This is a genomic window from Kocuria sp. CNJ-770, assembly GCF_001942375.1.
In the GTDB taxonomy this organism is placed as follows: Bacteria; Actinomycetota; Actinomycetes; order Actinomycetales; family Micrococcaceae; genus Kocuria; species Kocuria oceani.
This window is the reverse complement of sequence record NZ_MKJW01000134.1, coordinates 1-15077: the sequence shown is the minus strand read 5'-3', so window position 1 is coordinate 15077 and position 15077 is coordinate 1. Positions and strand designations below refer to the sequence as shown.

9 protein-coding genes and 2 pseudogenes are annotated in these 15077 nt (G+C 74.0%); 8 read left to right on the top strand and 3 right to left on the bottom strand.

Annotated features, from left to right (window positions below; translation table 11 throughout):
* Both BJF77_RS20675 and BJF77_RS16485 read left to right on the top strand, forming a co-directional pair.
* The coding region (locus BJF77_RS20675) for a hypothetical protein (protein ID WP_158041301.1) at positions 1-510 on the top strand (510 nt) is incomplete at its 5' end.
* Positions 511-697: 187 nt separating this feature from the next.
* Positions 698-2188, top strand: coding sequence for an RNA polymerase sigma factor (locus BJF77_RS16485; RefSeq protein ID WP_075872853.1), 1491 nt, complete (start codon positions 698-700; stop codon positions 2186-2188).
* A 143-nt stretch (positions 2189-2331) separates the two neighbouring features.
* Here BJF77_RS16485 and BJF77_RS16480 read toward each other — a convergent pair whose 3' ends face one another.
* Entirely contained in the window at positions 2332-2532 is a 201-nt protein-coding gene (locus BJF77_RS16480; protein WP_017834164.1) for a hypothetical protein, read from the bottom strand.
* A gap of 256 nt (positions 2533-2788) precedes the next feature.
* Here BJF77_RS16480 and BJF77_RS16475 point away from each other — a divergent pair, with 256 nt between their 5' ends.
* The gene (locus BJF77_RS16475) at positions 2789-4897 is read left to right on the top strand and encodes a type IIA DNA topoisomerase subunit B (RefSeq protein WP_075872852.1); all 2109 of its coding nucleotides are present in this window, start codon (positions 2789-2791) and stop codon (positions 4895-4897) included.
* Positions 4898-4995: 98 nt separating this feature from the next.
* Positions 4996-6047, top strand: a pseudogene (locus BJF77_RS16470) (malate dehydrogenase).
* Positions 6048-6062: 15 nt separating this feature from the next.
* Here the strand turns inward: BJF77_RS16470 and BJF77_RS16465 are convergent.
* Complete coding sequence (locus BJF77_RS16465) at positions 6063-8564, bottom strand: DNA topoisomerase (ATP-hydrolyzing) subunit A (RefSeq protein ID WP_047802542.1); 2502 nt, start codon at positions 8562-8564, stop codon at positions 6063-6065.
* A 126-nt stretch (positions 8565-8690) separates the two neighbouring features.
* On the opposite strand from BJF77_RS16465, the gene BJF77_RS16460 reads away from it, so the two are divergent.
* The 4 genes from BJF77_RS16460 to BJF77_RS16445 all read left to right on the top strand — a co-directional run bounded on the left by BJF77_RS16460 (position 8691) and on the right by BJF77_RS16445 (position 14745).
* Positions 8691-11387 (top strand): GNAT family N-acetyltransferase, encoded by a 2697-nt coding sequence (locus BJF77_RS16460; RefSeq protein WP_075872851.1) that lies wholly within the window; start codon positions 8691-8693, stop codon positions 11385-11387.
* A 15-nt stretch (positions 11388-11402) separates the two neighbouring features.
* The gene (locus BJF77_RS22395; protein WP_075872850.1) at positions 11403-12614 is read left to right on the top strand and encodes a serine/threonine-protein kinase; all 1212 of its coding nucleotides are present in this window, start codon (positions 11403-11405) and stop codon (positions 12612-12614) included.
* Positions 12615-12862: 248 nt separating this feature from the next.
* On the top strand, positions 12863-13573 hold the full coding sequence (locus tag BJF77_RS16450; RefSeq protein WP_047802544.1) for a DUF5998 family protein: 711 nt from the start codon (positions 12863-12865) through the stop codon (positions 13571-13573).
* Entirely contained in the window at positions 13570-14745 is a 1176-nt protein-coding gene (locus BJF77_RS16445) for an alkaline phosphatase family protein (RefSeq protein ID WP_075872849.1), read from the top strand. The genes BJF77_RS16450 and BJF77_RS16445 overlap by 4 nt, the downstream gene beginning before the upstream one ends.
* Before the next feature lie 12 nt (positions 14746-14757).
* Here the strand turns inward: BJF77_RS16445 and BJF77_RS21145 are convergent.
* Positions 14758-15077 (bottom strand): annotated as a pseudogene (locus BJF77_RS21145) (hypothetical protein); the annotation flags it as partial.

Sequence of the window (15077 nt, the reverse complement as noted above, 5' to 3'; positions counted from 1 at the left end):
TGGCCGCGGCTGGACGCGCTGTACCGGGTCCTGCGGGGCGGCCCCCGGCGCCGCGCGGCGGCCCGCGTCCGACGCCGGGAGCTCATCCGGCTCTCCCACGTGCTGTCCGGGGAGTGGGGTGAGACCCCGGCCTGGCCGCGGCTGGACGCGCTGTACCGGGTCCTGCAGGCCCTGGCCTGGCTGCTGGACGCCGGCGAGGCCCCGGTGGAGCAGGCAGAGGCCCCGGCGGAGCGGGCCGTGGGGCGGGCAGGCGAGACGGCAGCGGGGCAGGCGGCGGAGGGGACGGCCGGGACGGACGCCGCCGCGGCCCGGGCAGTGCTCGCGGGCGTGCTCGTGGAGCTGGCGCAGCTCAACCGCTTCCGCGCCCGCGGCTCCCACACGGCGCACTTCGTGCGCCGCGCCACGGCGCTGGTTCCCTGCCACCCGGCCGCCCTGCGCGTGCTGCGGCTCGCGGACGCCCGCCCGGTGCCGCTGTGGGCCCGGGACCGGGCGACCGCCTGGCACGCCTGAGGTGACCCCGGCGAGCTTTCTCAGGTTCCGCCGGCCGGGCGGGAACAAATCCCGGCCGACCGTGGTTCCGGCTGTCAGGACCCTTCAAGCCTGCCGCGCCGGACGACGCCCGGAGCAAGGACTTGACAGGGTCATAGGCGTGTTGCCCCGAGTGCGGGCGCCGTGACCGTTCAACGAAAGGCTCTCAGTGTCACCTTCCGCCAGCAAGAAGACGACGGACACCGCCGCCGAGGCTCCGGTCACCGGGGACGCTCGGTCGACGTCCGGGTCCGCGGGCACGTCGCCGCGGGCGAAGACCGCCGCGGCGAAGTCCACCGCGGCCAAGAAGACGGTGGCCGCGAAGAAGACCACGGCCACCAAGACCACCGCCGCCAAGACCACGGCGGCCAAGACCACGGCCGCCAAGTCGACCGCGGCGGCGCCGACGGCCGCGAGGAGCTCCGCGGCCCAGGCCGCCCCGGCGCCCGCGCCCGCCCAGAAGCCGGCGACCCGCAAGAAGGCCGCCCCGAAGAAGGCGGATGCGGACGTCACCGGCGAGCCGGACACGGACGTCGAGGTCGCCGAGGACGCGGACCTCGAACCGGACCTGACCGACGAGGCCGGAGTCGTCGACCCCGACGTGGAGGAGGACGAGGACGCCGCGGAGGAGACGCCGGCGGAGGACGAGGTCGCGGCGCCCGCGCGCAAGGACGAGAAGACCTCCGGCTTCGTCATCACCGCCAACGACGACGACGACGCCCCGGCCCAGCAGGTCGTCTCCGCCGGGGCGACCGCTGACCCCGTCAAGGACTACCTGAAGCAGATCGGCAAGGTCGCCCTGCTGAACGCCGAGCAGGAGGTCGACCTGGCCCTGCGGATCGAGGCCGGCCTGTACGCCGAGCACAAGCTCGCCGACGAGAAGGACAGCCTGGACCCCCAGACCCGCAAGGAGCTGCGCTGGGTGATCCACGACGGCAAGCGCGCCAAGAACCACCTGCTCGAGGCCAACCTGCGCCTGGTCGTCTCGCTCGCCAAGCGCTACACCGGGCGCGGCATGCTGTTCCTGGACCTCATCCAGGAGGGCAACCTCGGTCTGATCCGCGCGGTGGAGAAGTTCGACTACACCAAGGGCTTCAAGTTCTCCACCTACGCCACGTGGTGGATCCGCCAGGCCATCACCCGGGCCATGGCCGACCAGGCCCGCACCATCCGCATTCCCGTGCACATGGTGGAGGTCATCAACAAGCTGGCGCGCGTCCAGCGGCAGATGCTGCAGGACCTCGGGCGGGAGCCCACCCCGGAGGAGCTGGCCAACGAGCTCGACATGACCCCCGAGAAGGTCGTGGAGGTGCAGAAGTACGGCCGGGAGCCGATCTCCCTGCACACCCCGCTGGGCGAGGACGGCGACTCCGAGTTCGGCGACCTGATCGAGGACTCGGAGGCCGTGGTCCCGGCCGACGCGGTGAGCTTCACGCTCCTGCAGGAGCAGCTGCACTCCGTCCTGGACACCCTCTCCGAGCGGGAGGCCGGCGTCGTCGCCATGCGCTTCGGCCTCACGGACGGCCAGCCGAAGACCCTGGACGAGATCGGCAAGGTCTACGGGGTGACCCGGGAGCGCATCCGGCAGATAGAGTCCAAGACGATGTCCAAGCTGCGCCACCCGTCCCGCTCGCAGGTGCTGCGCGACTACCTCGACTGACCGGACGCCCCGCCCCCGTCCCCGGACCCGTCCGGGGACGGGGGCGGGGCGGCCGTGCGGGCCGGACCCGGACATGCAGCAGGGCCCCGACACCAGGTGTCGGGGCCCTGCTCGCTCCGGGCGCTCGCCGGGGAGCGCCCGGGTCAGGAACCGATCCGCTCCGTCTCGTCCTGCCAGGTGGCCGCCAGGGGCCGCAGCTTCTGCTCGTTCTTGCGCGCGTGGTGAGCGCAGAAGAGGAGCTCACCGCCCGTCGACTCGAGGATCACTCGGACGTAGGCCTGGGCGCCGCACGCGTCGCAGCGGTCGGTCGCATTGAGTTCTCGGCTTTCCAGTGTTGCGTTCACGGGATCCTCCTCCTGTGTCGTACGCGGTGCACGGGGGCCGCAGACCCGCCGGTGCAGGTACCCGGGGTCTCGTGGACGCTGAGGGGTACTCGTACATAGAACCACGACCGTCGGACATCGGATTCCGTCCGGGGCGCTTTTTCGCCCCCGGCGTAGGCCCCCGCTCCCGCGACGGCCCTCCCGCCCCGCCCCGGGGTGTCCGCCGCCCCGACTACAGTGGTGGGGAATCCCACCGTCCCCCAGGAGTCGTATCCCCGTGACACCGTCCCGTTCCGAGTACAACGCCCGCCACCTCTCCGTCCTCGAGGGCCTCGAAGCCGTCCGGAAGCGGCCCGGCATGTACATCGGCTCCACCGACTCCCGCGGCCTGATGCACTGCGTGTGGGAGATCATCGACAACTCCGTGGACGAGGCGCTGGCCGGGTTCGGCCACCAGATCACGGTGATCCTGCACGCCGACGGCGCCGTGGAGGTGCACGACGACGGCCGCGGCATCCCCATCGACGTGGAGCCCCGCACCGGACTGACCGGTGTGGAGGTCGTGTTCACGAAGCTGCACGCGGGCGGGAAGTTCGGCGGCGGGTCCTACAGCGCCTCGGGCGGCCTGCACGGCGTCGGCGCCTCGGTGGTCAACGCCCTCTCCGCACGCCTGGACGTCCAGGTGGACCGGGGCGGGAAGACCCACCAGATGTCCTTCCGCCACGGCGAGCCGGGCCGCTTCCTCGACAAGGGCAGGCCCTCCCCGCACGCGCCCTTCGAGCCGTTCGTGGAGGGCTCGGTGCTCGACGTCGTGGGCAAGGCCAAGCGCGGGGTGACCGGCACCCGGATCCGCTACTGGGCGGACGAGCAGATCTTCACCACGGACGCCCGGTTCAGCTACGAGGACCTGGCCAAGCGCGCCCGCCAGACGTCCTTCCTGATCCCGGGTCTGCGCATCACGGTGCGCGACCAGCGGGGCCTGCCCGGCACCCCGGGGGAGTTCGGCACCCACGAGGAGGTGTTCCAGCACGACGGCGGGATCTCCGAGTTCGTGGAGTACCTCGCGGCCGACAGCTCCGTCACCGACGTGTGGCGCTTCCACGGCGAGGGCCGGTTCAAGGAGACGGTCCCCGTCCTGGACGAGAGCGGCCGCTCCAAGCTCACCGAGGTCGACCGCACGTGCGAGGTCGACGTCGCCCTGCGCTGGGGGATCGGCTACGACACCTCCCTGCGCTCCTTCGTGAACATCATCGCCACCCCCAAGGGAGGCACGCACCAGGCCGGGTTCGAGGCCGCCCTGCTCAAGACCTTCCGCAAGCAGATCGAGGCCAACGCCCGCAAGCTCAAGGCCGGCAGCGACAAGGTGGAGAAGGACGACGTCCTGGCCGGGCTCACCGCGGTGCTCACCGTGCGGCTGGCCGAGCCGCAGTTCGAGGGCCAGACCAAGGAGATCCTCGGCACCCCGGCCGTGCGCCAGATCGTGGCCCGGGTGGTGGAGAAGGAGCTGACGGCCAAGCTCACCGCGACCGCACGCCACGACAAGCAGCAGGCCGGGCAGCTGCTGGAGAAGGTCGTGGCAGAGATGAAGTCGCGCATCTCCGCCCGGGTGCACAAGGAGACGCAGCGGCGCAAGAACGCCCTGGAGACCTCCTCCATGCCGGCCAAGCTCGTGGAGTGCCGCTCCAACGACGTCGAGCGCTCGGAGCTGTTCATCGTGGAGGGCGACTCCGCGCTGGGCACCGCCCGGCTGGCCCGGTCCTCGAACCACCAGGCCCTGCTGCCGATCCGCGGCAAGATCCTCAACGTCCAGAAGGCGTCCATCACGGACATGCTCGCCAACGCCGAGTGCGCGGCCCTGATCCAGGTGATCGGCGCCGGGTCGGGCCGGACCTTCGACCTCTCCGCCGCCCGCTACGGCAAGGTCATCATGATGACGGACGCCGACGTCGACGGCGCGCACATCCGCACCCTGCTGCTCACGCTGTTCTACCGCTACATGCGCCCCCTCGTGGAGGCCGGCCGGGTCTACGCCGCCGTGCCCCCGTTGCACCGGGTGGAGGTCGTCAACGCGGGCGGCAAGCCCAACGAGATGATCTACACCTACTCCGAGCGGGAGCTCGCGGACCTGCTCGGGCGGCTGGAGACGGAGGGTCGCCGGTACAAGGAGCCCATCCAGCGCTACAAGGGCCTGGGCGAGATGGACGCCGACCAGCTCGCGGAGACGACCATGGACGTCCGGCACCGGATGCTGCGCCGGATCCGGGTCGAGGACGCCGAGACGGCCGAGCACGCGTTCTCGCTGCTCATGGGCTCCGAGGTGGCGCCGCGCAAGGACTTCATCATCGAGGGCGCCACCCAGCTGGACCAGGAGCGCATCGACGCCTGAGCCCGGGCGGGGGCCACGGGCCCGATCCCGGGCGCGGCGCGGGCCGGAGCACTACGCTGGGCAGGGACGACCGACCGTCCCCGAGGAAGGATCCCCGCATGACCGCCTCCGGCCCGCACTCCCGTCCCGACGACCCCCGCCGGTCCCGCCCCACCACGGTCACGGTCACCGGGGCCGCCGGGCAGATCGGCTACGCCACGGTCTTCCGGGCCGCGGCGGGCGACCTCCTCGGTCCCGACACGCCGATCCGCCTGCACCTGCTCGAGCTGCCGCAGGCACGGCGGGCCGCAGAGGGCACGGCCCTGGAGCTCCAGGACGGCGCGTTCCCGCTGCTCGAGGGCGTGGAGTCTTCGACGACGCCGACGCGGCCTTCGACGGCTCCTCGGTCGGCCTGCTCATCGGGGCCCGTCCCCGCTCCCAGGGCATGGAGCGGGCGGACCTGCTCGAGGCCAACGCCGGGATCTTCTCGGTGCAGGGCCGGGCCGCCAACCGGGGCGCGGCGGAGGACTTCCGGGCGGTCGTGGTCGGCAACCCCGCGAACACCAACGCCTACATCGCCGCCTCGCACGCCCCGGACGTGCCCCGGGAGCGGTTCACCGCCCTCACCCGGCTGGACCACCACCGGGCGGTCGCGCAGCTGGCCGAGGCCACGGGCGCCCGGGTGGCGGAGATCCGGGGGGTGGCGATCTGGGGCAACCACTCCGCGAGCCAGTACCCGGACCTCACCCACGCCACGGTCGCCGGCCGGCCGGCCCTCGAGGTGCTGGACGAGAAGGGCCTCGGCCTGGACTGGGTGGACCGCACCTTCATCCCGCGCGTGGCCGGCCGCGGCGCGGAGATCATCGACGTGCGCGGCGGATCCTCCGTGGCCTCGGCCGCCCACGCCGCCCTGTGCCACGTGCGCGACTGGGTGCTCGGCACCCCGGGGGACACGTGGACGTCCATGGCGGTGCCCTCCGACGGCTCCTACGGCGTGCCGGAGGGCCTCGTCAGCTCCTTCCCCGTGGTCTGCCGGGACGGGCGCGCGGAGATCGTCCCTGACCTGGCGCTGGACGAGTTCTCACGGACCCGGATCGAGCGCTCCGTGCGGGAGCTCCAGGAGGAGCGGGAGGCCGTGCAGCAGCTCGGGCTGCTCGGCCCCCGGCGCTGACCTCTCCGCCCGGCCTCAGGAGTAGGCCGGGCCCACCGCGTCGATCACCTGGTCGGTGGGCACCCCGGAGCCGTCGCGGCGCCCGTGCTCGGTGGGCAGGGCCCGCGCCACGCCCGTGGCCGAGACGGCCTTGGCCGGACCGTGCCCCGCCCAGGCCAGGACCAGCCCCGTCTCGCCCTTGAGGAACCGGTGGGCGCGCACCCCGCCCGTGGCCCGGCCCTTGGGCGGGTACTCGGCGAAGGGGGTGACCTTCACCGTGTACTTGGACATCCCCGGCAGCACCTCTTCCGCCCGGGCCAGCGTCACGACCACCGGCGTCTCGTCGGCGGCGCGCACCGCCCCGAAGAACAGCACGGCGTCTCCCGGGACCAGTTTGATCCCCGCCACGCCGCCGGCGGTGCGGCCCTGGGGGCGCACCGCACCCGCCTCGAAGTGCAGCAGCCTGGCCTCCCGGGTCACGAACACCAGCTCGTCGTCCTCGGCCGCAGACTCGGCGAGGCCGACGACCTCGTCGCCGTCCTTGAGCGTGATGACCTCCCACTCCTCGCGGTTGAGGGGGTACTCCGGGTTCACCCGCTTCACCACGCCGCTGCGGGTGCCCAGGGCGAGCACCGACCCCAGCGGGGCCAGGCCCACGAGCCGCTCGCCGCGGCCCAGGGTGAGGAACTCCTTGACCGGCACGCCGTCGCCGAGCTTGGGAGTGCCCTCGAAGGCCGTCAGCACGGGCACGTCCATCACCTGCACGCGCACCATCCGCCCGGCCGAGGTGACGGCCCCGATCTCCGAGCGCGCGGTGGCGCGCACCACGGAGGCCAGGGCGTCGTGCTTGAGCCGCCGCGGCGGGTCCGTCAGCGGGTCCTGGGAGGAGGAGCGGGCGAGCTGGCCGGAGGTGGACAGGAAGACCCAGCACGGGTCGTCGGCGATCTCCAGGGCGAGCCCCCCGCCGCCGCCGCGGCCCGGTGCCGGGGCGGCCACGGCGGCGGCCGGGCCGGGCAGCGCCTCGGACTCCAGCAGCTCGGTGCGCCGGTCGTCGCCGTGCACGGCGGCGACCTCGGCGAGCTCGGCCGAGACCAGGGCCCGCAGCCGGGCGTCCGAGGCGAGGATCTCCTCCAGCTCGGCGATCTCCCCGCGCAGCTCCTCCTGCTCCTTCTCCAGCTCGATCCGGGAGTACTTGGTGAGCTGGCGCAGGCGCAGCTCGAGGATGTGGTCGGCCTGGACCCGGGTGAGGTCGTACACGGTCATCAGCCGCTCCCGGGCCACGGCGGTCTCGTCGGAGGAGCGGATGATCTGGATGACCTCGTCGATGTCGACGATCGCCACGAGCAGCCCCTCGACCAGGTGCAGCCGGTCCCGCCGCTTGGCCAGGCGGAAGCCGGTGCGCCGGCGGACCACGGAGAGCCGGTGCTCCACGTAGACCCGCAGCAGCTCGAGCAGGCCCATGGTGCGGGGCCGCCCGTCCACCAGGGCCACGTTGTTGATCCCGAAGGAGTCCTCCATCGGCGTGTACTTGTACAGCTGCTGGAGCACCGCCTGCGGGTTGAAGCCGTTCTTGACCTCGATCACCAGGCGCATCCCGTTCTTGCGGTCGGTGAGGTCCACGACGTCGGAGACGCCCTGCAGCTTCTTCGCCTGCGCGGCCTCCTTGATCTTCTCGGTCACCTTCTCCGGCCCCACCATGTAGGGCAGCTCGGTGACCACGATGCCCTGCTTGCGCGGGGAGACCTGCTCGATCGAGACCTTCGCCCGGGTCCTGAAGGATCCCCGCCCGGTCCGGTACGCGTCCCGGATGCCGTCCAGGCCCACGATCCGCCCGCCCGAGGGCAGGTCCGGTCCGGGGACGAAGCGCATCAGCTCCTCGAGGGTGGCCTCGGGGTGCTCCACGAGGTGGCGGGCCCCGGCCACGACCTCGCGCAGGTTGTGCGGGGCCATGTTCGTGGCCATGCCCACCGCGATGCCGGAGGAGCCGTTGACCAGCAGGTTGGGGTACGCGGCGGGCAGCACACCGGGCTGGAAGAACTGGTTGTCGTAGTTGGGCACGAAGTCCACGACGTCCTCGTCGAGGTCGGCCGTCAGCGCCAGCGCCGCGGGGGCCATGCGGGCCTCGGTGTAGCGGGAGGCGGCCGGGCCGTCGTCGAGGGAGCCGAAGTTGCCGTGCCCGTCCACGAGGGGCAGGCGCATCGCGAAGGGCTGGGCGAGGCGGACCATCGCGTCGTAGATCGCGGAGTCGCCGTGCGGGTGCAGCTTGCCCATGACCTCGCCCACCACGCGGGCGCTCTTGACGTGGCCGCGGTCCGGGCGCAGCCCCATCTGGTTCATCATGAACAGGATCCGTCGCTGGACGGGCTTGAGCCCGTCCCGGGCGTCGGGGAGGGCGCGGGAGTAGATCACGGAGTACGAGTACTCGAGGAAGCTCGTCTCCATCTCGGAGGTCACGTCGATGTCGACGATGTTCTCCCGGAAGTCGGCGGGGAGCTCGTCCTCGGCGGACGGGCGGGAGGACGCACGGCGGCGAGCCATCAAAGCGGGGGGTCCTTCGGTCGGGGATGGGCCCGGGCGGCCCCGGGGACTCGGCGGGCGAGATCGTGCGGGGACGCACCGGGACGCACCGTTGACGGTGCGGGTTTGTCTACTAGCCTGAAGTCTATGGTTCCAGAGAGCGCGGACACGGAAGAGGCCGCCCGGTACCCCGAGTACTGGGAGGCGGACGTGATGCTGCGCGACGGCGCGACGGCACACCTGCGCCCCATCTCCCCGCAGGACCGCGACGCCCTGCTGGCGTTCCACCAGTCGCAGTCCGAGGACAGCATCTACCTGCGGTTCTTCTCCTACAAGCCCACCCTCTCGGCGCGCGAGCTGGACCGGTTCACCCGGGTGGACCACAAGGACCGCGTCTGCTTCGTGCTGCTGCTGGGGGAGCAGATCGTCGGGGTGGGCCGCTACGACCGCACGGAGGACCCGCACGACGCCGAGGTCGCGTTCATGATCTCCGACGCCCACCAGGGGCGGGGGATCGGCTCGATCCTCCTGGAGCACCTCGCCGCCGCGGCGCGGGAGAACGGGATCGACCACTTCTCCGCCGAGGTGCTGCCCGAGAACCGGAAGATGCTGCGGGTGTTCGCGGAGGCCGGCTACGAGCTGACCCGCCGCTTCGACGACGGCGTGGTCGTGGTGGGCTTCGACATCGACCCCACGGAGAAGTCCCTGGCCGTGATGGCCGCCCGTGAGCACCGGGCGGAGGCCCGCTCGGTCGCCGACCTGGTCACCCCGTCCTCGATCGCGGTCGTCGGCGCGTCGCGGGACCCCGGCCACGCCGGGCACGCCCTGGTGGAGCACCTGCTCGCCTCCGGGTTCGCGGGCCGGCTGAGCGGGGTGGGCCCCACGCCGTTCGAGCGGGAGGGCATGGCCCACGCCACCTCGATCGGCGAGGTCCCGCAGCGCGTGGACCTGGCGCTGATCGCGGTGCCGGTGGACCAGGTGGCCGACGTCGTCGACCAGTGCGGCGCGGCGGGCGTCCGCGCCGTCGTCGTGGTCACCGGCGGCTACGCGGAGGCGGGGGCGGAGGGCCGGGCCCGGCAGACCGAGCTCGTGCGCCGCGCCCGCTCCCACGGCATGCGCCTGGTCGGGCCGGCGAGCCTGGGGCTGTACCGCACGGACCCGGAGTGCCGCTTCAACGCCTCCGTGCTGCCCACGACCCCCCGGCAGGGGCCGCTGGGGCTGTTCAGCCAGTCCGGGGCCATCGGGATGATGCTCAACGCCGCGGCGCTGCGGCACAACGTGGGCGTGTCCACCTATCTCTCGGCCGGCAACCGCGCCGACGTCTCCGGCAACGACATGATGCAGTACTGGGAGGACGACACCGCGACCCGCGCCTGCGGGCTCTACCTGCAGTCCGTGGGCAATCCCCGCAAGTTCTCCCGCATCGCCCGCCGGCTGTCCCTGACCAAGCCCGTCATCGTGGCCAAGAGCGAGGTGACCGGGCTGCGGCTGCCGCCGGGCCACACCGGGCGCACCACCCAGGCCCCGCCCGGCGCCCTGGACGCGATGTTCCGCCAGGCCGGGGTGATCCGCGCCGACACCAGCGAGCACCTCATGGACGTGGCCGGCATCCTGGCCGCCCAGCCGCTGCCGGCGGGGCCCCGCACGGCGCTGGTGTCCAACGCGCTCGCGCTGGGCCAGCTCATGGAGGACCGGTGCACCCAGCTGGGCCTGGAGACCGCCGTGACCCAGGCGTCGGTGCCCACCGCCGAGGGCGGGGCCCGGGCCCTCGAGGCGCTGGGGGCGGCCGTGGGACGCAGCCTCGGCGCCGAGGGCGTCGACGCCGCCGTGGTCACGCTGATGCCGATCCCCGGCACCGTGCCGCAGCAGATCGCCGAGACCGTCGGACGGGTGGGCCGGGAGCACGACAAGCCGGTGGTCGTCGCCCTCACCGGCAGCACCGAGCCCGGCGCCGCGTCCGTGCTGCACCACGCCGAGGACGGCCTGGACGTGCCGTGCTTCGACTCGCCCGGGGCCGCGCTGCGGGCCCTGGCGAAGGTCGTGGACTACACCCGGTGGCGCGCCCAGGACCAGGGCCGTTTCGCCGAGCCCCAGGGGATCGACGCGGAGGCCGCGGAGACCTTCGTGGAGACGGTGCTGCCCCGCGTGCCCGGCGACGGCCTGCTGGAGCTGGACGCCGACCGGACCCGCACGCTGCTGGCGACCTACGGGATCGGGCTGCTGCCCAGCGCCCGGTTCACCGATCCGGCGGACGCGCCGGCCGCCGCCGAACGGCTGGGCTATCCGGTGGCGCTGAAGACCACCGACCCGAACCTCCGCCACCGCCTGGACCTCGGCGGGGTGCAGCTCAACATCCAGGACGGCGAGCAGCTGCGGGCGGCGATCTCGACGATGCACCGGGCCCTGGCGCCCTTCGGGTCCTTCGACCTCGAGGTCCAGTCCATGGCGCCCACGGGCCAGGCCGTGGTCGTGCGCGCCATCGAGGACCCGCTCATCGGCCCCGTGGTCTCCTTCGGGATGGCCGGGGACGCGGTGAACCTCCTGGAGGACTGGGCCCACCGGGTGCCGCCGCTCACCGACATGGACGTGCGGCGGATGGTCCGGGAGCCCAAGGCCTCCCGCAAGCTCTTCGGCCACCAGGGGGTCCCGGCCGCCGACGTGGACCGGCTCGAGGACCTCGTGGCCCGGGTCGCGCTGCTCAAGGACCGGCACCCGGAGATCGCCCGCGTGGAGCTCAACCCGGTGCTGGTCTCCAGCGGCTCCCTCACGGTGCTCGGCGCGTCGGTGGGGATCGGCAACCCGCGGCAGCGGACGGACAGCGCTCGCCGGGCGATGCGCAGCTAGGCGGTCCCGGACCTCGTGGCGGACACCATAGCCGGTCGGTACACCCTCATCGACCCCATCGCGCGCGGCGGCAGCGGGTCCGTGTGGCGGGCGTGGGACGGCCGGCTCCAGCAGCTGTGCGCCGCCAAGGTGCTGCGCCAGCGGGACTCCGCGGACCTGCTCCGGTTCGCCCGGGAGCAGTCCGTGAAGCTGGACCACCCGCACGTGCTCGCCCCCTACGGCTGGGCAGCGGAGGACGAGCACGTGGTCATCGCCATGCCCCTCGTCCACGGCGGGACCCTGGAGTCCGCCCTGCTGGACAACGGTGCCGCCTCCCCGGAGCTCACCGAGGAGGTCCTCGCCCAGCTGCTGCGGGCCCTGCAGTTCGTGCACGCCCAGGGGTGGGTCCACCGGGACGTGAAGCCGGGCAACGTCATGCTGGAGAGCACCGGCACCGGACGGCCCCACGTGTTCCTCTCCGACTTCGGCATCGCCGTGCGGGTGCAGGACGCCCGCCTCACCCGGACGGGCACCGTGGTGGGCACGCCCGGCTACCTGCCGCCGGAGGCCTACGGGCTCGCCGACCCGGCCCCCGCCCAGGACCTCTACGCGGCGGGGATCACCGCGCTGCGGATGCTGGACCCGGCCCTCGAGCCGGAGGGCAGCCTCGGGCCCGCCGACGCGCGCGCGGTCGTGGGGGAGCAGGGCGACCTGGCGGAGCACCTCGCGGCGCTGCTCACCCCCGACCCGGCGCTGCGCCGGGACGCCGCGGTGGCCGTGCTGGACGCGCTGACCGCGGGCGCGGCCGCCCGCACGTTCGACCCGGCGCTCACCCGCGACGGGGAGCCCTTCGAGATCTTCGACGTCCTCGACCCGCTGCCCGAGCCCTGGGCCACCCGGGTGCGCGAGGGCTGGGAGGGACCGGACGGGAGCGGCGGCGGGGCACCGCCACCGGTGACGGGGTGTGGGGCGCGGCGGGCGGCGCCGATGACGAGGGGCCCGCCACCGTCGCGTCGGGCGCTGCGACCCCGGACGGCCACGCCCCGGCGATCCCGGAGAACCCCGTCCCCGGGACCCCCGGCGCGGCGACGGGCAGGGGGAGCCGCACACGGACCACCGCTCCGGCCGGTGCCGCCGCGGCGACGACGGAGACCCTGGCGGCCCCGCCGTCCCCGCCGGACCCGGCCCCGTCCCGGCGCCGGCGCGGCGGCGCGCTCACCGGGCTGCTCCTGGGTCTCGTCGGCCTGACGGCGCTGCTCGTCGGATACCTGCTGCTGGACCCCCTGGGCTCCGCCCGGCAGGCCCCCGCCCCCGGGGCCACCACCTCGGCCACCCCGAGCCCGGCGCCGACCTCGAGCCCGGAGCCGACGGCGTCGGGCCCGATCCAGCTCGAGCCGTTCTGCGAGGACGTCGGCGGGGGCCGGCAGGAGTGCTATTTCCGGGTGCCCTGACGGCCGTGTTGGGCGCGGGCGCGGGCGTGGGGGAAAATGGCCCCCATGACGTATTCAGGTGAGCGCGGCCAGCGGCTGGTCGAGGACATCAACAAGGCCGGCTTCTATCCGCAACTGGTGATCGACGTGGTCCAGGACTCGCTGGACGGCCGGTCCCCGGTCTCCCACCTCGTGCAGCTCGAGACGCACATCGACCGGACCGAGGTGCACCGGCACATCACCGTGCTGGTCCTGGCCGAGGACGTCCTGCACGTCACCCACGTGGACGACGAGGAGTTCGACGAGAGCGGCCGGGACGTGGTGGCCCGGGTCTCGACCGAGACGGTGGGGATCTCCCAGATCCGCTCGGTCACGCTGAGCTACTCGTACTACCAGCCGGCCAACTACCGGCCGGACAGCCCCATCTCCGAGGTGACGCTGGCGATCGCGTGGACCGGGACCCTGCACGTGGACCTCGCACCCGCCCTGTGCGACGACCCGCAGTGCCAGGCCGACCACGGCTACACCGGCACGGCCTCGCGGGAGGACATCGTGCTGCGGATCAGCGCCGAGGCGGACGGCCCCGCCGCGGTCGAGGGCGCGCGGGAGTTCGCGCGCACGCTGCGCCGGGCCAACCTCTCCCCGATCACCGACGGCGCCCAGATCGCCCAGCCGGCGCACGGGCGCGTGCCCGCCCCGCGGCGCGGCCCCACCGCCACCCCGCGCACGCGGTTCACCGACCGGTTCACCGGCCGGGACGGCGGCCCCGCCCGATGAGGGCGGTCGAGGAGATCCTGCCCGGCCTGCCCGGGGACCTGCCGCAGCCGCCCCGCTACGGGCGGCGCACGGTCGCGGAGGTCATGTCCTCGGCCGCCGCCTCCCTGGGCGTGCCGGGCTTCGAGGACGTGCTGGGGCTGCCCGCCGCCCGCCGCGTCGTCGTCGTCCTCGCGGACGGGCTCGGGCGCGCCCAGCTGCGGGCCCGCGCCGGCCACGCCCCCACGCTGGCCGGGGCCAGGAACCTGGCCACCCTGGACGCCGCGTTCCCCACGACCACGGCGTCCTCCCTCGCGTCCCTGGGCACCGGCGCCGCCCCCGGCGCGCACGGGCTCGTGGGCTACGACGTGCTGGACCCGGACCGGGACAGGGTCGTCAACCAGCTCGGCGGCTGGGACGCCGCCGTGGACCCGCGGGCCTGGCAGCCGCTGCCCACGGTGCTGGAGCGCGCCGCCGAGCACGTCGACGTGGTGACCGTCAGCCGGTACAAGTTCGCCGACTCGGGGCTCACCAACGCGGCCCTGCGCGGGGGCCGGTTCGTGGCCGCCGAGGGCCCCGCGGCGCGCGTGAGCACCGCGCTGGACCAGCTCACCGCCGGCCGGGACGCGCTCATGTACTTCTACTGGGACGAGCTGGACCGCACGGGGCACGCCAAGGGCTGGGAGTCCTGGGAGTGGACCGCGCAGCTCGAGGAGCTCGACTCGTCCCTGCGCCGGCTCGTCGCCCGGGTGCCGGCCGGGACCACCGTCCTGGTGACCGGCGACCACGGCATGGTCGACGTGCCACCGGACGCCCGGGTCGACGTCTCCCGCGTGCCCGGCCTGCTCGACGGCGTCCGTCACACGGCCGGGGAGCCGCGGATGGTGCAGCTGCACCTCGAGCCGGATACGACGGCGGGGGACGTGCAGGCGCTCGTGGCGGCCTGGCGGGAGTGCTTCGGCTCCCGGGTGTGGCTGTTCTCCCGCGAGGCCGCCCTCGAGGCGGGGTACTTCGGGCCCCCCGAGCTGGTGCGCGAGGCCGTGCGCGCCCGCATCGGCGACCTCCTGGTCGCGGCCAAGGACCCGCTGGCGCTGTTCGACCTCGGCCGGGTCCGTCCCAGCGTGCTCTCGATGGTGGGCCAGCACGGCTCGCTCACCCGGGCGGAGCGCGAGGTGCCGCTGCTGCGGCTGAGCTGAGCGCGCACGCGCTCAGGGGGTGGGCGCGGACTCCTCCTCGGGGTCCTCCGCGGACTCCTCCGCGGGCCCCTGCTCGGGCCCCTGGACCGGGGCGCCCGGAGTGGCCTCCGCGGCCCCCTCCTCACCGGCGGCGGCCTGCTCCGTGAGCTGTTCCTCGTCGGTCCCCTCGGCGGGTGCCTCCACGGTGTTCTCGGGCACAGGGCTGCCGGTGCCGGGTGCCGGGGTCCCGGGCGGGCTCGGTGCCGGGGGAGCGGGCGCGGGTGCGGGAACCACCGGGCAGGGGCCAGCCGGAGCCGGGGCCACCGGGACCGGGGCCACCGGGGCCGGGGCCA